Source organism: Hyphococcus flavus (assembly GCF_028748065.1).
Lineage (GTDB): Bacteria > Pseudomonadota > Alphaproteobacteria > Caulobacterales > Parvularculaceae > Hyphococcus > Hyphococcus flavus.
Genome location: NZ_CP118166.1, coordinates 1,865,665 through 1,883,996 on the forward strand (window position 1 = coordinate 1,865,665; position 18,332 = coordinate 1,883,996).

Sequence of the window (18,332 nt, forward strand, 5' to 3'; positions counted from 1 at the left end):
AAATACGCCTCGCTTTTCGCGGCGGGGTTCATCAAGAGGATTTGGATTTTCTGCAAAATGCCTTCAGATCTACCGATAAATCCAAGTGCTGAAGGGCTACCTCTGGTTGGCGTCACTGTGGTTGAGGCGGGCCATAGCGTGGCGGCGCCTTTTGCGGGGGCAATCTTTGCGCAACTCGGCGCTGACGTCGTGAAAGTTGAAATGCCGGGCCGGGGCGATCACACCCGTGATTGGGGGCCGCCTTATCGCGACGGTGTCGCCGTCATTTATCAGGCATTCAACCGGGACAAGCGTAGTATTGTCGTTGATCTGTCGGATGAAGAAGAGCGAAATGGGTTAAAATCATACATCTTGGAAGAGGTTGATGTCGTCATACAAAATCTCCGGCCGGGGGTGATGGAGAAATATGGCCTCGACTCAGAAACACTGTGTACGGAAAAACCGTCTCTGATTTACTGTAACCTGTCTGCTTACGGGCAGACGGGACCGATGCGCAACCGGCCCGGATATGATCCTCTAATGCAAGCCTTTGGCGGCATTATGAGTGTAACAGGGGAAGAAGGCCGGGCTCCTGTACGGGTTGGAACGTCAATTGTCGACATGGGGGCGGGCATGTGGTCAGTGATCGGCGTTCTTTCAGCGCTGATTGCGAGGTCAAACTCCGGTTGCGGTAGCGTTGTCGATACGTCGTTATATGAAACGGCAATCGGTTGGATGACGCCGGTATTTGGAACGTTCATGGCTTCAGGCGATATTCCAAAACGCCTGGGGTCTGCCGCGGCGCAGATAGTTCCTTATGAAGTTTTTGAAACCGCTGATGGGTACTTGATGATTGCCGCAGGCAGCGACGGGCTGTTTGAAAGGCTATCAAAAGTCTTGGCCAAAGCGGAATGGGCGGTGGATGAGAAGTATGCAACGAACGGCGCGCGTGTCGTAAACCGCCATCTGCTAGTTCCAATGATAGCTGAAATTGTGAAGACAAAGGCGACTTCTTATTGGGAAGACGCCCTTAACGCGGCGCAGGTGCCAAATGCACCGTTGCAAAATGCAAAAGAAGTCACAGAGAATGAGCAAACCAAAGCTTTAGGCATTATTCAGACCATTGGCGATCAGGAATGTTCATTAATAGGTTTGCCGCTTTCCTTTAATGGCATGCGGCCTGCGTTTCGAAAGCAGCCGCCTAAGCTTGGTGAAGATACAGACCGTGTCTTGAAGTTTCGTTCCAAAACGAGTTCCAAAAAATGATCCTTGATTATGCAACCATCAAGGTTGGAAAGCCGCACCCGCACGTGATTTTGGTAACGCTTGATCGGCCAAGGACGGCAAATGCGATCAATACGCAAATGGCGAAAGATCTGTATGCCCTTTTTAGCGCTCTTGCGCGTGATGAAGTCGACATTCGTGCGCTTGTATTAACGGGCGCCGGGGAGAAAGTTTTTTGCGCAGGCGGCGATCTGAAAGAACGAAATGGCATGACAGATGAGCAATGGTCTCATCAACATGAGATCATGGAGAAGGCGTTGTTTGAGCTTCACGATGTCCCCGTACCCGTCATTGCTGCAATAAACGGCGCAGCATTTGGCGGTGGATGTGAGCTCGCTCTCGCAGCAGATTTTGCATATGCTTCAGAAGAAGCCCGGTTTGCGCTTACGGAAACGTCTCTGGGAATAATGCCTGGCGCAGGCGGTACGCAAAACCTTCCGCGTGCGGTAGGTTTGAAGCGCGCGAATGAAATTATCCTGACAGCTATACCCTTTTCAGCGCATGAAGCGATGGAATGGGGCGTGGTCAATAGGCTTTATCCAGGAGAGGTTCTGTTAGAGAAGACGCTGGCGATTGCCGGGAGAATTGCAGAAAACGCACCTCTGGCAATCAGGCAGGCAAAACGCGCAATGCGCGCCGGCCTGGATATGGAAAAACGAGCAGCATTACAGCATGAGATCGACCTTTATCACGAGCTTATTTCAAGCGAAGACCGGCATGAAGGCGTCAAGGCTTTTAATGAAAAGCGTAAGCCGGTTTTCAGAGGTACATAATTGATGCCCGACAACGTCGTCATACGAGAAGTAGGCTTGCGGGATGGTCTCCAGATCATCAAAGAATTTATGCCAACGGAGCACAAGATCGGATGGTGTCAGCGAGAATATGACGCCGGCATACGCGAAATGGAGGTCTGTTCATTTGTGCCAGTGAAATATATCCCGCAGTTTTCAGATGCAGACGAGCTTGTAGCGTTTGCCCTTACTCTGTCTGAGCTTACTCCGTCCGCGCTCGCGCCCAATTTAAAGGGGGTGGCGCGTGGCATGGATCTGGGTGTCCCCAAAATCACTTGTATTGTTTCTGCTTCGGACAGTTTCAATCACGCCAACGTCAAGCGACCCACTGAAGAAAGCCTGGAAGAGTTTCGACGGATTGCATCGGTCCGTGACGGTAGAAAAGGAAAAGAGAGAACAAAACTCATTGGCGGCGTATCGTGCACTTTCGGTTGCACAATCGAGGGGAGGGTCGCTGTTGCCTCAGTCATGCACGTGGTTGAGGAATTGTTGAGCGCTGGTGCTGATGAAATTGCTCTTGCGGATACTGTCGGGTATGGCGATCCGGCGCTGGTTCGGAATGTCTTTTCTGAAGTCGCAAAAGCGGCTGGCGATATTCCCATGAGCGCGCATTTCCATAATACGCGTGGTACAGGGCTGGCGAATGTAGTAGCGGCGCTGGAATGCGGCGTTCGTATTTTTGACAGTTCAATTGCAGGTCTCGGCGGATGTCCGAATTCGCCAGGTGCGACAGGCAACATAGCGACGGAAGACCTTGCGTTCATGTTGGAGGCAATGGGATTCGACACAGGCGTTGACCCACAGGGCCTTATTGAAGTTCGGCAGTATGTAAAACGAGCCCTGCCCAACATTCCCATGTTTGGGCACATCGGCGATGTGGGTTTGCCGAAGTCCTTTCGCCAGTCAGTATAAAGAGGGCGTACAGTATGACGTTTTCACTGGATCAGTTTTCAGAAAGCCTTTCCGTTTCAATCGGACCTGATTATCCGGAATTGCGAGAGGCAGTGGGGCGCATCTGCGCGCGGTATCCGGGCGAATATTGGCGAAAACTTGAAGATGGGCGCGATTACCCGACTGCCTTCATAAAGGACTTAACAGAGGCGGGGTACCTAGCAGCGCTCATACCGGAAGAATATGGCGGGGCGGGTTTGCCCTTGCGCGCCGCTTGCGTGATTCTTGAAACTATCAACGCCTATGGATGCACGGCTTCTCAAGGTCATGCGCAAATGTACATAATGGGTACGCTTTTGCGGCATGGCAGTCAGGAACAAAAAGAAAAATACTTGCCGGGGATCGCCGCGGGAGAAATTCGCCTGCAGGCTTTTGGCGTAACAGAACCGACAACCGGTTCAGACACCACTAAACTAAAAACCCGCGCCATTCGCCGTGGTGACAAATATATCGTCAACGGCCAGAAAGTGTGGACGTCGCGAGCGTTGCATTCAGACATGATGTTGCTGTTGGCGCGCACGACGCCTGTTGAAAAGTGCGCAAAAAAAACCGAAGGGCTTTCGGTATTTCTTGTGAATATACAGGAAAGCTTGGGCAAAGGCCTCGACATTCGCCCGCTTGAGGCGATGTTTAATCATAATACGACTGAAGTTTTCTTCGACGATCTTGAAATTCCGGCAAGTGACTTGATCGGCGAAGAAGGCAAAGGCTTCCGTTATATTCTTGACGGCATCAATGCTGAACGCATCATGGTTGCTGCAGAAGCCGTTGGCGATGGGCGATTCTTTTTGAAAAAAGCAGTCGACTACGCCAATGAGCGTATCGTTTTTGAACGGACAATTGGCAAAAATCAGGGAATTCAGTTTCCTTTAGCGCGCGGACTGGCGGAGTTAACGAGTGCGGATACGCTGGGGCGAACTGCCGCCGCGCTTTTCGATGCCTCGCAACCCTGCGGCACGCAAGCGAATATTGCAAAACTTCTTGCTTCGGAAGCGTGCTGGCACACGGCAGAGGCAACCATGCAGACGCTGGGTGGTTTTGCATTCGCGCGGGAGTATGACATCGAGCGCAAATGGCGAGAGTGCCGCGTTTATCAGGTGGCGCCCGTTTCCACCAATATGATCCTTTCATACTTGTCGCAGCACGTTTTGGGCCTCGAACGGTCGTTTTAGTGGGAAGAGCGCTCATGAGTGAAGAAATCAATATCGATAAAGCTCACCTTAAACTTGCTGCCGAGCTGGCTGAATTCGATGCCGTTGGATTGGCGGAGCGTATTCGAAAAAAGGAATTGTCGCCGAAAGAAGCGGTCGAAGCATCTGTTGCTGCGATTGAGGTGCTGGACAAGGAGTTGAATTTTCGCTGCCAGGATTATGCAGAAGAGGCGCTTGCCGAAGCTGGTGTATTTTCCGTAGCCGATCAGCCTTTTCCAGGCGTTCCCTTTTTGCTGAAGGACTTAGGCGCGCAGATGGAAGGGAAAGTCTGCGATGCTGGGAGCCGTCTTGCTGCAGGTATTATCGCCAAACATGATACGGAACTGATGGCGCGTTTCAGGCGTTCGGGCCTCATTACACTTGGTAAAACAAACACGCCGGAGTTTGGCGCCAATATTATTACCGAAAACGTATTGCAAGGCGTTACTCATAATCCCTGGAACAAGGACTATTCTCCGGGCGGTTCAAGTGGTGGTTCTTCTGCTGCAGTTGCAGCTGGAGCTGTGGCAATTGCTCACGCAAATGATGGTCTTGGTTCAATTCGCATTCCGGCTTCCATGACCAATTTATACGGGTTGAAGCCCACGCGTCAGCGGATTCCGTCCGGCCCCGATATCGCTGAATCTTCCGGTGGGCGCGCGGCGGAATTGGTCGTCACGCGCTCCGTGCGCGATACGGCCGTTCTGCTTGATGCAGTTTATGGGTCAGATCCCGGTGCGCCTCATGTGGCGCCGCCACCCATGCGCCCTTACGTGGAAGAACTAGACAATCCGCCTAAAGATCTTCGTATTGCGTTGATGGTAGCATCGTTCAGCGGAGCCAAACCGGAACCGATTTGTGCAAAAGCAGCTGAAGAAACTGCAGCGTTATGCGCACAGTTAGGTCACAGAGTTGAACTGGCGACGCCCCAAATCCCCTGGGACGAGTACCTTTGGTCATTAAAGATGACGGCGCAAGGGGGGTTCGCGGCTGGCGTTCAGCTAACAGCGGAAGCGACAGGCAGAACGCCCTCGCCAGATAATCTCGAGCCGCTGACCTGGGCCAGTTATGAAGAGGGAAGGAAAGTCTCCATGCTCGATTTTCATAAAGGCCTTAGCATTTACGGGAAAGTACAGCGCGCTATGGGCCGCTTCTTTGAGAAGTTTGATATTTTGATCTCGCCCGTGTTGATGGGGCCGCCGCCCCCGGTTGAATATTTTGCCAGCAAGGATGTCGATATCGACGAGTTCTGGGACTGGTTTGGAGGAGATGCATATTCTCCTTTTGCAGGCGTTTTTAATGTAACGGGTCAGCCCTCCGCTTCAGTACCGCTTCACATGACTGAGGACGGGCTCCCTATTGGCACGCAAATTACAGGTAAGTTCGGAGATGAGGGTACGATCCTTGGATTGTCTGCCGAACTTGAACGCGCTGCGCCATGGGCGTCGCGCCGTCCGTCCATCCATATTTCCAATTACGTCTAGGAGGAACGCATGAGTCAGAAAGTCAACCTGCCGAAGCAGGGATTAGGAAAGATGGGTGTTCTTTCGAAGCTCGACGAGGCGCTTACAAAAGAACCCGACGTGCTTCGCGGTAATATGAGCTGCTATGCGATGAAAGGTACGGAAGATATGGTCGACGTCGTCTCTCAAGCCTATCAAAAGTATTTTTTTCTCAATGGTGTCGCGCGCCGGTTTTTTCCCGGTCTGCAGGATCTTGAAGCCGACGTTACGGGTATGGCGTCAAACATTTTGAGCGGCGGTGCTGACGGCATCGTTGCGAACATCACCAGCGGTGGAACGGAAAGCATTTTCTGCGCGCTTCATGCTGCGCGTGAGTGGGCGAAGGAAACAAAACCGCATATTAAAGAGCCGGAAATCGTTGCTCCTTATTCCATTCACGCAACTTTTTCCAAAGGATGCCAATATCTCGGTATCAAGATTGTGCGAGTCCCTGTCAGGGATGACTGGCGTGCCGACGCGGTAGCAATAGAAGCAGCGATCTCACCAAACACGATCATGATCGCAGGTTCCGCGCCTTCCTGGCCTTACGGCGTCATTGATAACATGGACGAACTTGCAGAAGTGTCGAAAAAGCATGATCTCTGGCTGCATGTTGACGCCTGCGTCGGTGGGTATCTCTCTCCGTTTGTCAGCAAACTGGGTATCGACCTTCCCAAGTGGGACTTTTCGGTAGATGGCGTGCATTCCATTTCTGCTGATTTGCATAAGTATGGTTATGCGGCGAAAGGCATTTCAACTATCGCCTGGCGTTCGGAGGAATTGCAGAAGTATCATTTTGTATCGCCTACAGATTGGCCTTGTTCGCCTTATATTACCCAGGCTTTCACGGGTTCGCGTCCGGCGTCAGCAGTGGCGGCGGCCTGGGCGGCGCTGAGTTACCTCGGCGAAGACGGATATATTGCTTATGCGGATCGCGCTATGAAAGCCAAAGCGCGCCTGATTGAAGGCTTGAACAAGATCGAGGGAATAGAACCTATTGATACGGACTTGTTAATTGTCGTCTACGGCGCCAAGGATATTCGCGTTGAGCAAATTGTCGGCGGTTTGTCTGAAAAGGGATGGACTAGCGGTGGCGTAATGGACCCGCCCCTCGCGCATCTCGTGCTTGATCCGTTATCTGAAGATGTCGTGGATATTTATCTGGAAGACTTGCGTGCTGTTGTCGACAGCATACGCGCCGGAGAGGCGTCTGCTGAAGGCACGCTGTCTTATGCTGACTAGGCGCCATGCCTCCTGAGATTACAATAAACGGCGACCGCCTTTGGGAATCGCTGATGGCGATGGCTGAAATCGGCGCTACGGCGAAAGGCGGCGTCTGCCGCCTTGCTGCGAGCGAAGCGGACAAGGCGGGACGCGAACTCTTTATCAAATGGTGTGTTGACGCCGGTTGCGAGATTGTCGCCGATGAAATCGGCAATCTCTTCGCTAAACGCGCTGGTGAAGACACCGACGCCTTGCCGGTAGTCATGGGTAGTCATCTTGATAGTCAGCCCACGGGAGGGAAGTTTGATGGCGTTTATGGCGTATTAGCCGGACTGGAAGTCATCCGGTCATTGAATGATGCAAAATTATCTACGAGGGCGCCCGTTGAGGTCGCCGTATGGATGAATGAAGAGGGCGCGCGTTTTTCGCCTGCCATGCTTGGGTCAGGTGTTTTCGCTGGCGCCTTTTCTCTCGATTATGGGCTAGGCCGTACGGACAAAGATGGTGTTGCTTTAAAAGCAGCGCTTGTACAGCATGAGCTCGCAGGCATTGCTCCGGTAGGGCGCAAGCTTGGCGCGCACTTTGAAGCGCATATCGAACAAGGTCCAATTCTGGAGGCGGAAAAAAAGACTATTGGCGTTGTTACTGGCGTGCAGGGTATCGTGTGGTTTGATGTCGTTATCGCCGGTTCGGAATGTCACGCTGGGCCGACACCCATGGAAATGCGCATCGATCCCGTTCAAAAGGCGGCATCCTTGCTTACGCAATTTTTTACACTAGCTCGCGAGTATGCGCCGCACGCGCGCGTGACGGTAGGTGAAATTCATTCGCATCCCAGCTCGCGCAATACAGTGCCAGGAAAAGTGCAGTTTAGCCTCGACCTGCGTCATCCAGAGCCTGCCATTTTGCAAACGATGCATCGAAAAGCGGACGCCATCGTAAAAAAAGAAAACTTATGTGGTGCGCCCGTTTCACTGGAGGAGATCTGGCATTCGCCGCCTGTAGCCTTTGACGAGAATTGCATCACTGCTGTTAGCAATGCTGCAGCAAAAACGGGATACCCTTTCAAGGAAATGGTTAGCGGCGCCGGTCATGATTCCGTTTATATTTCGCGCGTGGCGCCGACCGCCATGATTTTCGTGCCTTGCAAGGGCGGGATCAGCCATAATGAAGCTGAAAGCGCGGAACCTCATGATCTAGCAGCAGGGTGCAATGTTCTCTTGCATGCCGTGTTGGAGTATGCAGGTTTGTGTGAGATTTAGGGTTATTTATTTGGGTATGTGAGGAGAGTGTCATGCGGCACAGCGCAGACTTTTACATTGATGGCGAATGGGTGAGCCCGGTCGACGCAAAGCTTCTTGATGTTGTTAACCCCGCGACGGAAGAGGCGGTTGCGCAGATCAGTCTTGGAACGCCCGCGCATATCGATGCTGCGGTCGCCGCGGCTCAAAATGCTTTCGACAGTTTTTCACAAACATCAAAAGAAGAACGTCAGAGCCTGCTTGACCGTATTATTGAGACTTACCAAAAGCGCTATGATGAACTCGCTGAAACAATCACGCTGGAGATGGGCGCACCCTTGTCGCTGTCGAAAGCAGCGCAAGCGGCAGCAGGGTTGCAACATCTGAAGACCGCCCGAAAGGTCCTTGCTGATTACTCATTCGAAGAAAAGCGCGGCTCCACGCGAATAAAGAAGGAGCCTATAGGGGTTTGCGGTTTTATCACGCCGTGGAACTGGCCTTTAAATCAGGTAACCTGCAAGGTTGGGCCAGCCATCGCAGCGGGTTGCACGATGGTTTTGAAGCCGTCTGAAATCGCACCGCTTAGTTCCATTGTGTTTGCGGATATTTTGCATGAAGCTGGCGTGCCGAAAGGCGTGTTCAATCTGGTCAATGGAGAGGGGCCTGACGCCGGACAGACGCTATCCAGCCACCCCGGTGTTGACATGATGTCATTCACCGGCTCAACGCGCGGCGGCGTTGCTGTCGCCAAAGCCGCCGCCGATACGGTTAAGCGCGTGACGCAGGAGTTGGGCGGTAAGTCGCCAAACATTATTCTCGACGATGCAGACATTGAGCGGGCGGTAAAAGGCGGTGTTATGGGATGCATGCTCAACACCGGTCAGTCATGCAACGCGCCAACGCGCATGCTGGTGCCGGCTGATATGCATGACAAAGCGGCGGAAATCGCAAAAGCAGCCGCTGAGAAAATTCGCGTTGGCGGTCCGAGAGATGAGACGACTACCATTGGTCCGGCAGTGAGCGAAGTACAATGGAATAAGATACAAGACCTCATTCAAAAAGGAATTGATGAAGGCGCGAAACTGATGACCGGCGGCACGGGGCGACCGGACGGTTTAAACAAAGGTTATTTTGTAAAGCCGACAGTCTTTGCGAACGTCAATAATGACATGGCGATAGCGCAGGAAGAAATTTTTGGCCCTGTACTAAGCATTTTGCCGTACGCTGATGAGGCGGAGGCCGTTAAAATCGCGAACGATACGATCTACGGCCTTTCGGCCTATGTTTCCGGTTCGCCATCGCGCGCCGCTAGTGTTGCATCGAAACTGCGCGCGGGCATGGTGCATGTGAACGGTGCTATGCTGGACCATTCTGCGCCATTTGGCGGTTACAAAATGTCAGGTAATGGCCGTGAATGGGGCGTTGAAGGATTCGAAGAGTTCCTCGAAACAAAAGCTGTTATGGGGCTTGACGAATAGCGCGAGACGCGACCGATACTGCGTTATGACGTAGTGGCTACAAATTACTCTTTAAGCTATAGCCAGGCCGATAGTAGAGCTTCACCCAAGTTATAAATTGTTCACCAAACCACGTTGTACGGTCTATAGTAAAGAGGGCGTCGCCACTAGAGATTCCCAATGCAGAAGCCTGCATCTCTCCTGCTTTTTCCGCTGAAAAAGAGACATCGCCGTTTGAATAAGGCGTCTGACGCAACAGCCATTCATTAGCGCTTACTCGATCGAAGGGAGCATCTAAAATATCCGGCGCCGCTTCGATGTTTACCCAACGATCTTCAAAGGCGAAAGGATTATCATTACACAGATGTACAGTTTGCAGATGTAAAACGCTAGAGGCCGGAGATAATCGAAGCCTTGCAGCGACATGGTTGGGGGCTTCCAGAACATCTTTTAAAATAACGTGCGAGTGATATGCGCCGCCTGTTTCTTCAACCTCCCGTCGAACAAGCGGGATCTTGAATTTAGCCTGCCGCACAGGCAACTCACGCACGCGTGTGCCGGCCCGGCGTTTGCGCTCGATCAAACCATCTTCTGCCAGTGTCTGTAGCGCACGATTGATTGTGGACCGGGCGCATCCATACTCTTCCGCAAGCTGCGCTTCGTTAGGCATGACCGCGCCTGGTCGCCACTCGCCGGCGGCGATGCGTTGCATTATATCAGACTTTAAGGATTGATGAGTATGTAATGTCACAAGGCTGACCTGACCTCTTTCATCAGCGATAAAAATTTTGGAACAATCTTTTCACGATGAATATGTCGTCCTTGTTTTACGACATGACGCCCCCCGGCCCATAGATCGCTTACGCAACGGCTGTCGCCAGCAAAAATCCACCCGTCCAAGATGGCGTCTTTATCAAGGCCACATAAAACAGGCGTGCTTTGATCAAGCGCGACGAGGTCAGCGATAAGTCCAGGCGATATTACACCGGCGCTTCGCCCAAGAGCCTGCGCGCCTGCGGTCGCGGTCATATCTAAAAGGCGCCGTCCGCATGACTTGTTACCATCATTGAGCAGTACGCGCCGCCGGTCGCGCAAACGCTGACTATATTCTAGCATGCGCAATTCTTCGACGGCGCAAATGCGCACATTGGAGTCAGACCCGATAGCGAAGGCGCCTCCTTTGTCTGCAAACTGGGTAGCCTCAAAAATACCATCGCCCAAATTGGCCTCGGTTATGGGGCACACGCCGGCAACAGCGCCAGAGCGGGCGAGATCGTTGATTTCGCTGCTATCCATGTGCGTAGCATGAACAAGGCACCACTGGCTGTTAATATCGTAGTTGTCCAACAACCAGCGAACAGGGCGCGCGCCCAGGTGTGACAAGACTTCGTCGACTTCTCCCGTCTGCTCCGCGATGTGAATATGCGTCGGCGCCCCCTCAGTAATATCTTTCAGTAATGAAAGTCCGTCTGAAGAGACGGCGCGCAAGGAGTGTGCTGCACCGCCCAGCATAAAATCGGCTGGTGCGCCATTGAAGCTTTTCTTGATGTCTGAATAAAGCGCAGAGAAAGCTTCAGGAGTACATCCAAAACGCCTTTGCCCGCCTGCCAAAGCCCTCCCGTCAAGCCCGCCTTGCATGTATAAAGTTGGTAAATGCGTGAGGCCAATACCTGTATCCAATGCCGCCTGAAGCACGCGGTTTGAAATTTCACCCGGCTGATCGTAGGGTGTTCCGTCGGGCTGGTGATGCACGTAATGAAATTCGCCGACGGCGGAAAAGCCGGACTCGAGCATTTCTACTTGCGTCATAGCGGCAATGATCTCAAAATGATCAGGCTGCAGATAATCCATGCATTTGTACATTAACGCTCGCCACGACCAGAAGTCATCTTGAGCGTTGGTGCGGTATTCGGTTAATCCGGCGAGCAGGCGTTGAAACGCATGGCTGTGCACATTGCTGATTGCCGGCAAGAGAACGTCCACCGTGGTGCTGTTCGGCGCCAGCCCGTTTTTGATGGCGGCGATCTGTCCGTCCTCACCGATAGTGAGATGCATGTCTGATTGCCAGCCATTGGCTGTCAGCATGGTTTTGGCTGATATGGTCTGACTCTTCACATCTTGCACCCTTGGTTAATATGTGCATACATATCGCACAATAAACGAGTTTAATGCTATCGCCAAGTACGTCATCCTTCAGGAATAGTTGATGAAGCTGAATGGCAAGAGGTGATCCTCACCCCGTCGTAGTCGAAGCCAACTTGATTGTATGAAATATGAGCACCTTACTAATTCCGGGATCCGTGAGCTTAACGACTTTGGAGACCGTCTATCGAGGCGGGGAACCGGCGGGGCTCGATCCGGTATGTCATCAAGGTATTCAGAGATCAGCAGAGATTTTAGCGGTAGCTGCAAAGGGCGATGACCCCGTTTATGGTGTTAACACCGGTTTCGGCAAACTCGCTAATAAACGCATCGCGCCTGAAGATGTTGAGACGCTTCAGCGGAATCTGATCCTGTCCCATTGCGCCGGCGTCGGCGAACCGTTCGATCAAGCCACTACGCGTCTGATTATGGTGCTGAAGCTCATCTCGCTTGGGCGCGGCGCGTCAGGCGTACGCATGGAGGTCATCCGGCAACTTGAACAGATGCTCGTGAAAGAAGTAACGCCGGTAATCCCGTCACAAGGTTCCGTCGGCGCATCGGGAGATCTCGCGCCACTCGCGCATATGGCGGCGGCAATGATGGGGGAAGGCGAGGCATGGTACCGCGGCGACCGGATGCCAGCTAAAAATGCGCTCGCCGCAGCAAACCTGAAGCCCCTCGTTCTTGGCGCGAAAGAGGGATTGGGCCTGATTAATGGCACTCAGGTTTCAACGGCGCTGGCGTTATCAGGCTTATTCAATGCATGGCGTGCTGTGACTTCGGCGCTCATTACCGGCGCCATGTCCACTGATGCCGCAATGGGGTCGTCTGCGCCGTTCCGGCCGGAGATTCATTCTGTGCGCGGACATAAAGGTCAAATCGACTCCGCCTCATTCCTGCGCGACGTGATGGAGGGCTCCGAAATTCGCGAAAGCCATCGCGACGGAGACGAGCGGGTTCAGGACCCCTATTGTATTCGCTGTCAGCCGCAAGTGATGGGCGCTTGCATAGACTTGCTGCGGCAGGCGGCGAGGACGCTGGAGATTGAGGCCAACGCCGCGACAGATAATCCGCTTGTATTTGACGATGGCTCTATCGTTTCCGGCGGCAACTTCCATGCAGAGCCGGTCGCCTTTGCCGCCGATCAGATTGCGCTGGCCATCGCCGAAATCGGCTCGATCGCCCAGCGGCGCATCGCGTTGATGGTCGATCCCACCTTGTCACATGGCCTGCCCGCATTTTTGACGCCCGAACCGGGATTGAATTCCGGTTTCATGATTGCGGAAGTGACCTCAGCCGCACTGATGAGCGAGAACAAGCAGCGCGCAAATCCTTGCTCGACAGATTCAACGCCGACTTCGTGCAATCAGGAAGACCATGTTTCCATGGCATGCCATGGCGCGCGCAGGCTCGGCCCCATGAACGAGAACCTGTTCAAGATTATCGGCATCGAATTGCTTACAGCGGCGCAAGGCATAGAGTTTCGCAAGCCGTTGAAAACGAGCCCCGCTTTGCAAAGCGTCATTGCGAATGTGCGCAAAACAATCCTGACGCTTGAGGCCGACCGCTTTATGGCGGACGATTTGAAAAAAGCGGGGGAGATGATCGCTATGAACGAAGTAACGGCCAACACTGAAATGAAATTGTCATGACCAACCCACGCCATAACGTCCGCACGGTTCGCAGCCCCCACGGCAGCGAGATCACCGCAAGGCACTGGACCACCGAAGCGCCCATGCGGATGCTGATGAACAATCTCGACCCGGATGTGGCCGAAAACCCCCACGAACTTGTGGTCTATGGCGGCATCGGCCGCGCCGCGCGCACCTGGAACGATTTCGACAGGATTGTCAGCGTGCTCCAGGGGCTCAACGAAGACGAAACACTTTGCGTTCAGTCCGGCAAACCGGTCGGCGTCTTCAAAACTCACAAGGACGCCCCGCGCGTGTTGATCGCCAACTCCAATATAGTGCCGCACTGGGCGACTTGGGATCATTTCAACGAACTCGATAAAAAAGGCCTGATGATGTACGGCCAGATGACGGCCGGTTCGTGGATTTACATCGGTTCACAAGGAATCGTTCAGGGCACGTATGAAACCTTCAAGGAGGCGGGCCGCCAGCACTACGGCGGCGATCTTTCTGGAAAATGGATTCTAACTGCCGGCCTCGGCGGCATGGGCGGGGCGCAGCCGCTCGCTGCTGTTCTTGCCGGCGCATGCTGTCTCGCGGTCGAGTGCAACGAAGACTCCATCGATTTCCGCCTGCGCACGAAATACGTCGACGAGAAAGCCACGTCCCTTGACGAAGCGCTTGAGATGATCGAGCGCTGGACGAAGGCGGGAGAGGCTAAATCTGTCGGTCTTCTCGGCAACGCTGCTGACATTTTTCCCGAGCTAGTAAAACGTGGTGTGAAACCAGACATGGTCACCGATCAGACTTCCGCCCATGACGTTGTTAACGGTTATCTTCCGCAAGGCTGGACCGTCGCGACATGGAAAGAAAAGCGCGAAATCGCGCCCAAAGAAGTTGAGGCCGCCGCACGCAAGTCAATCAAAGTCCATGTTCAGGCGATGCTTGATTTCTGGAATTCCGGCGTGCCAACCCTCGATTACGGCAACAACATCCGACAGGTTGCTAAAGAGGAAGGTCTGGAGAACGCGTTCGATTTTCCGGGCTTTGTGCCGGCTTATGTCAGGCCGCTCTTTTGTCGCGGCGTCGGGCCGTTTCGCTGGGCGGCGCTTTCCGGCGACCCGGAAGATATCTACAAGACAGACGCCAAGGTGAAAGAGCTGATCCCCGACGATCCGCATCTCCATAACTGGCTCGACATGGCGCGTGAACGGATCGCGTTTCAGGGGCTGCCCGCGCGCATTTGCTGGGTAGGTCTCGGGCAGCGTCACCGGCTCGGCCTCGCCTTTAACGAGATGGTGAAGTCCGGCGAATTATCCGCACCCGTCGTGATCGGCAGGGACCATCTTGATAGTGGTTCCGTTGCTTCGCCAAATAGAGAAACCGAAGCTATGAAAGACGGTTCTGACGCCGTTTCCGACTGGCCGCTATTAAATGCGCTCCTCAACACCGCCTCTGGCGCCACTTGGGTCTCGCTGCACCATGGCGGTGGCGTCGGTATGGGCTTTTCTCAACACGCAGGCATGGTGATTTGCGCGGATGGAACCGATGATGCCGCCCGCCGTCTTGAGCGCGTGTTGTGGAATGACCCCGCGACAGGCGTCATGCGCCATGCCGATGCGGGATATGAAGTTGCTATCGACTGCGCCAGCGAACATGAACTGAACCTGCCCAGCGTTCAGCGGTAACTGTGCAGAACTGAACGCTCTGATCAAATGCAACCTTTTTTGGAAACGGTATTCAGCCGTAAGGAAAGATGAGATCTGATAGAGTTATCCACGTTGTTGGTTGTCATGCCGAAGGTGAGGTTGGCGATGTCGTTGTCGGTGGCGTCAAGCTTCCTGAAGCTGAGACGTTGTGGGAGCAGTCACGTATTCTGGCGCGGGACCGAACTCTAAAAGACTTTCTGTTGAACGAACCGCGTGGCGGCGTCTTTCGTCATATCAACATCCTGACTACGCCGAAAAATCCTGAAGCAGATATAGCCAATATTATTCTTGAGCCGGAAACGGTACCGCCCATGTCAGGGTCTAACACGATCTGTGTCGTGACAGTTGTGCTTGAGACCGGTATTTTTCCGATGCAGGAGCCTGTTACGCACTTGAAGCTTGAGATGCCGGGCGGCCTGATCGATGTTCGCGCTACTTGCCGAGCCGGCAAGGTTGAAAGCGTGGAATTCAAAAATATAGCGTCCTTTGCTGACCGTCTGGATTTTCCTCTTGAGTTGAATGGCCATGGAACAGTATCTGTGGACATACTTTTCGGTGGGGACAGTTTCGTCACTGTAGACGCCGCCAGCCTTGGTCTATCATTGGCGCCAGACGAAGCGCGAGACCTCGCCGCGCTGGGCATGGAGATCAGCCGCGCCGCCAGTGAACAAATCGGCTTTCAACATCCGACACTAAACGAGATGAACGAAATCACCTTTTGTTTGCTGACGAACCCAGCGCAAATGGAAGAAGGCTGCGTCACAGCAAAACACACCGTTGCTATCAAGCCTGGCAAAATTGACCGCTCACCTACTGGCACGGCGGTTTCAGCGAGGCTTGCACAAATGCACGCGCGCGGACAGGCGAAAGTTGGTGATGAGGTCGTCTTTAAATCAATATTGGATTCAAAATTTATCGGCCGCATAGAGCATGAAACCGAAACAGGAGGGAAACCCGCCATCATTCCGAGTGTAAGCGGGCGCGCGTGGCTGACCGGCACATATCAGTTGATGCTTGATCCAAGTGATCCATGGCCTACGGGCTATCGGGTCAATGACACTTGGCCGTCATTAAAAATATGAAACCGCCTTTATTCATTACTGAGTCAGATGTGCTCGGAAAAATGCGGTGGCGTGATGTAGTAGAATCCATGCGTCAAGGTCATCAACTTGCTCGCGCGGTGACTAGAGATGTTGTTATCGGCGAGCCAGATCGAAGCTTTCTTAATCGCGTCGCGTGGATAGAGAGTCTTGGCGGCGGCATGAAATCGGTCACCGTATTCACAGAAAATGCTAACAAATGCTTACCGGCCGTTCAGGGCGCGTTCCTTCTTTTTGATGACGAAACCGGCAGTCTGAAAGCGGTAATTGACAGCGGGTTGATTACGAAATGGAAGACGGCGGCGGATTCGGCCCTTGGCGCTCAGCTGTTAGCCCGCAAAAATTCATCGAAGGCGGTGGTGATTGGAGCTGGCGCGCTCGCTTCTGCACTTGCAGATGCATATGCGCATATGATGCCTCAGCTTGCAAAGATTGTCATTTGGGCGCGCAAAGCTGAGCAGGCCCAAAAGCTTGCAGATTCAATTGAAGACCAGCGTGTCGTCGCTGCAAAACGCGCGCTTGAGGATTGTGTTAGAAGCGCTGACATCATCATTACGGCGACATCTTCGCCTACCGCTGTGATAAACGGTGACTGGATCTCTCCTGGTGCCCATGTGGATCTTGTCGGCGCCTTTCGTTCCGATATGCGCGAGTCAGATGATGAGTTAATGCGCAAGGCAAAGATTTTCGTAGACAGCCGCGATACGACAATTGATCATATAGGCGACCTGACCTTACCGATTGCCAACGGCGCAATACAACGCACCGACGTGCTTGGGGACTTTTACGACCTGATCAACGGGGCTGAGGGGCGCAGCTCGGAAAAAGATATTACAGTCTTCAAGAATGGCGGCGGCGCTCATCTGGATTTAATGACGGCTACAATGATTTACGATGCAGCGCGAAAGTGAGAGATATGAATAACGGTGTTGGCGGCTCGACAGTGAGCGCTGAGCTTGAGACGATAAGCCCATTTGCATCGCGGGTTGCGAGAATTGGCAAAGCAGAGCGTGAAGATCGGATTGTCCGTCTGAGGCAGTTGATGCGCAATCGCGGTGATGACGCAGTCATCCTGACGGCCGGTTCTAATTTGCGATATTTCTCAGGCGTTCCGTGGGGACAGACGGAGCGGTTTGTCGGTCTCGTCATCTCTCAAACCGAAGCTGTTGCGATTTGTCCAAAGTTTGAAGACAGCGCACTGGAACCAGTACTTCAAATTGATGCTGATTGCCGTTATTGGGAAGAACATGAGGACCCTAACGCGCTAGCGGCGTCAATCTTGTCCAGGCTTGGCGCCAATGCCGTTGCAGTCGATCCCAATTGTCCCTTGTGGCTTTACGAAAGAATTCGGGAAGCGGCGTCTGGGGTCAGGTTGAGCAACGCGGAACCGCTCACGACTTCAATGCGTTCCCGGAAGTCAGAGGCCGAATTGGCGCTGGTGCGCGAAGCCATGCAAATGACGCTCAAAGTGCACGCATCCGCCGCGCGTGTACTGCGTGATGGAATGAAAGCAAGCGAAATACGCACTTTCATTGACAATGCACACCGTGCGATTGGAGCTGACGGCGGCAGCACGTTTTGCGCCGTACAGTTCGGCGAGGGAACGTCACACCCTCATGGCAAACCGGGCGACCCGTCCTTGAAAGATGGCGATGTTGTACTGATCGATACGGGGTGTTCTGTCGATGGATATCAGTCGGATATTACACGCACTTATGCGTTCGGTGAGCCGAACAGCAAGGTTCGGCGCATATGGGATATAGAAAAAGAAGCGCAGCAAGCAGCTTTTGATGCGGCGAAGCCTGGTGTGGCCTGCGCTGATGTTGATCGTGCGTCTCGGCGTGTGCTGGAAGCGCACGGTCTGGGACCGGACTATCGATTACCGGGCTTGCCTCACCGAACTGGCCATGGACTTGGGCTTGATATCCATGAAGGTCCGTATCTGGTGCTGTCTGATAAAACGCCCTTGGCGTCTGGCATGTGTTTTTCCAATGAGCCGATGATTGTCGTGCCTGGAGAGTTCGGCGTGCGACTGGAAGATCATTTTTATATGACTGACGAGGGCGCGGTTTGGTTCACTGAACCGCAGCACAGCTATACGGAACCATTCGCTAACATCTAAATAGTGTGA

Annotated in this window: 15 protein-coding genes; 13 read left to right on the forward strand and 2 right to left on the reverse strand. The window is 53.3% G+C overall.

Annotated features, from left to right (window positions below):
* Nucleotides 1-57: 57 nt before the first annotated feature.
* From PUV54_RS09080 to PUV54_RS09115, 8 genes are read left to right on the forward strand one after another with little or no spacing between them, the layout of a single operon-like run.
* Nucleotides 58-1,245 carry a CaiB/BaiF CoA transferase family protein gene (locus PUV54_RS09080; RefSeq protein ID WP_274491903.1) on the forward strand — a complete coding sequence of 396 codons (1,188 nt, stop codon included), beginning with the start codon at nucleotides 58-60 and terminating at the stop codon, nucleotides 1,243-1,245.
* Nucleotides 1,242-2,036 carry an enoyl-CoA hydratase/isomerase family protein gene (locus tag PUV54_RS09085; protein WP_274491904.1) on the forward strand — a complete coding sequence of 265 codons (795 nt, stop codon included), beginning with the start codon at nucleotides 1,242-1,244 and terminating at the stop codon, nucleotides 2,034-2,036. Before PUV54_RS09080 ends, PUV54_RS09085 begins: the two co-directional genes overlap by 4 nt.
* Before the next feature lie 3 nt (nucleotides 2,037-2,039).
* The gene (locus PUV54_RS09090) at nucleotides 2,040-2,966 is read left to right on the forward strand and encodes a hydroxymethylglutaryl-CoA lyase (RefSeq protein ID WP_274491905.1); all 927 of its coding nucleotides are present in this window, start codon (nucleotides 2,040-2,042) and stop codon (nucleotides 2,964-2,966) included.
* 14 nt (nucleotides 2,967-2,980) lie between these two features.
* On the forward strand, nucleotides 2,981-4,177 hold the full coding sequence (locus PUV54_RS09095) for an acyl-CoA dehydrogenase family protein (RefSeq protein ID WP_274491906.1): 1,197 nt from the start codon (nucleotides 2,981-2,983) through the stop codon (nucleotides 4,175-4,177).
* Nucleotides 4,178-4,191: 14 nt separating this feature from the next.
* Nucleotides 4,192-5,679, forward strand: a complete 1,488-nt coding sequence (locus PUV54_RS09100) for an amidase (protein WP_274491907.1) — start codon at nucleotides 4,192-4,194, stop codon at nucleotides 5,677-5,679.
* Between the two features lie 9 nt (nucleotides 5,680-5,688).
* Nucleotides 5,689-6,939 (forward strand): pyridoxal phosphate-dependent decarboxylase family protein, encoded by a 1,251-nt coding sequence (locus PUV54_RS09105; protein ID WP_274491908.1) that lies wholly within the window; start codon nucleotides 5,689-5,691, stop codon nucleotides 6,937-6,939.
* Nucleotides 6,940-6,944: 5 nt separating this feature from the next.
* Entirely contained in the window at nucleotides 6,945-8,183 is a 1,239-nt protein-coding gene (locus PUV54_RS09110; protein ID WP_274491909.1) for a Zn-dependent hydrolase, read from the forward strand.
* A 32-nt stretch (nucleotides 8,184-8,215) separates the two neighbouring features.
* Nucleotides 8,216-9,640 carry an aldehyde dehydrogenase family protein gene (locus PUV54_RS09115; RefSeq protein ID WP_274491910.1) on the forward strand — a complete coding sequence of 475 codons (1,425 nt, stop codon included), beginning with the start codon at nucleotides 8,216-8,218 and terminating at the stop codon, nucleotides 9,638-9,640.
* Between the two features lie 37 nt (nucleotides 9,641-9,677).
* Here PUV54_RS09115 and PUV54_RS09120 read toward each other — a convergent pair whose 3' ends face one another.
* Together PUV54_RS09120 and PUV54_RS09125 are read right to left on the reverse strand one after the other, a co-directional pair.
* Nucleotides 9,678-10,370 carry a UTRA domain-containing protein gene (locus PUV54_RS09120; RefSeq protein WP_274491911.1) on the reverse strand — a complete coding sequence of 231 codons (693 nt, stop codon included), beginning with the start codon at nucleotides 10,368-10,370 and terminating at the stop codon, nucleotides 9,678-9,680.
* On the reverse strand, nucleotides 10,367-11,734 hold the full coding sequence (locus tag PUV54_RS09125) for a formimidoylglutamate deiminase (RefSeq protein ID WP_274491912.1): 1,368 nt from the start codon (nucleotides 11,732-11,734) through the stop codon (nucleotides 10,367-10,369). The genes PUV54_RS09120 and PUV54_RS09125 overlap by 4 nt, the downstream gene beginning before the upstream one ends.
* 158 nt (nucleotides 11,735-11,892) lie before the next feature.
* Between PUV54_RS09125 and hutH the strand changes: the two genes are divergently transcribed.
* The 5 genes from hutH to PUV54_RS09150 all read left to right on the forward strand — a co-directional run bounded on the left by hutH (nucleotide 11,893) and on the right by PUV54_RS09150 (nucleotide 18,323).
* Nucleotides 11,893-13,413 carry a histidine ammonia-lyase gene (gene hutH / locus PUV54_RS09130; RefSeq protein WP_274491913.1) on the forward strand — a complete coding sequence of 507 codons (1,521 nt, stop codon included), beginning with the start codon at nucleotides 11,893-11,895 and terminating at the stop codon, nucleotides 13,411-13,413.
* Complete coding sequence (gene hutU, locus PUV54_RS09135; RefSeq protein ID WP_274491914.1) at nucleotides 13,410-15,080, forward strand: urocanate hydratase; 1,671 nt, start codon at nucleotides 13,410-13,412, stop codon at nucleotides 15,078-15,080. Before hutH ends, hutU begins: the two co-directional genes overlap by 4 nt.
* A gap of 68 nt (nucleotides 15,081-15,148) precedes the next feature.
* On the forward strand, nucleotides 15,149-16,183 hold the full coding sequence (locus tag PUV54_RS09140) for a trans-3-hydroxy-L-proline dehydratase (protein ID WP_274491915.1): 1,035 nt from the start codon (nucleotides 15,149-15,151) through the stop codon (nucleotides 16,181-16,183).
* Nucleotides 16,180-17,112, forward strand: coding sequence for an ornithine cyclodeaminase family protein (locus PUV54_RS09145; protein ID WP_274491916.1), 933 nt, complete (start codon nucleotides 16,180-16,182; stop codon nucleotides 17,110-17,112). Before PUV54_RS09140 ends, PUV54_RS09145 begins: the two co-directional genes overlap by 4 nt.
* Before the next feature lie 5 nt (nucleotides 17,113-17,117).
* Complete coding sequence (locus PUV54_RS09150) at nucleotides 17,118-18,323, forward strand: M24 family metallopeptidase (protein ID WP_274491917.1); 1,206 nt, start codon at nucleotides 17,118-17,120, stop codon at nucleotides 18,321-18,323.
* The last annotated feature ends 9 nt before the right edge of the window (nucleotides 18,324-18,332 follow it).

Coding starts and splice junctions, on each gene's coding strand:
- PUV54_RS09140 (WP_274491915.1), top strand. CDS start 15,149: ATGAGATCTGATAGAGTTATCCACGTTGTTGGTTGTCATGCCGAAGGT.
- PUV54_RS09115 (WP_274491910.1), top strand. CDS start 8,216: ATGCGGCACAGCGCAGACTTTTACATTGATGGCGAATGGGTGAGCCCG.
- PUV54_RS09080 (WP_274491903.1), top strand. CDS start 58: ATGCCTTCAGATCTACCGATAAATCCAAGTGCTGAAGGGCTACCTCTG.
- PUV54_RS09085 (WP_274491904.1), top strand. CDS start 1,242: ATGATCCTTGATTATGCAACCATCAAGGTTGGAAAGCCGCACCCGCAC.
- PUV54_RS09110 (WP_274491909.1), top strand. CDS start 6,945: ATGCCTCCTGAGATTACAATAAACGGCGACCGCCTTTGGGAATCGCTG.
- PUV54_RS09090 (WP_274491905.1), top strand. CDS start 2,040: ATGCCCGACAACGTCGTCATACGAGAAGTAGGCTTGCGGGATGGTCTC.
- PUV54_RS09150 (WP_274491917.1), top strand. CDS start 17,118: ATGAATAACGGTGTTGGCGGCTCGACAGTGAGCGCTGAGCTTGAGACG.
- PUV54_RS09095 (WP_274491906.1), top strand. CDS start 2,981: ATGACGTTTTCACTGGATCAGTTTTCAGAAAGCCTTTCCGTTTCAATC.
- PUV54_RS09100 (WP_274491907.1), top strand. CDS start 4,192: ATGAGTGAAGAAATCAATATCGATAAAGCTCACCTTAAACTTGCTGCC.
- PUV54_RS09105 (WP_274491908.1), top strand. CDS start 5,689: ATGAGTCAGAAAGTCAACCTGCCGAAGCAGGGATTAGGAAAGATGGGT.
- hutU (WP_274491914.1), top strand. CDS start 13,410: ATGACCAACCCACGCCATAACGTCCGCACGGTTCGCAGCCCCCACGGC.
- PUV54_RS09145 (WP_274491916.1), top strand. CDS start 16,180: ATGAAACCGCCTTTATTCATTACTGAGTCAGATGTGCTCGGAAAAATG.
- hutH (WP_274491913.1), top strand. CDS start 11,893: ATGAGCACCTTACTAATTCCGGGATCCGTGAGCTTAACGACTTTGGAG.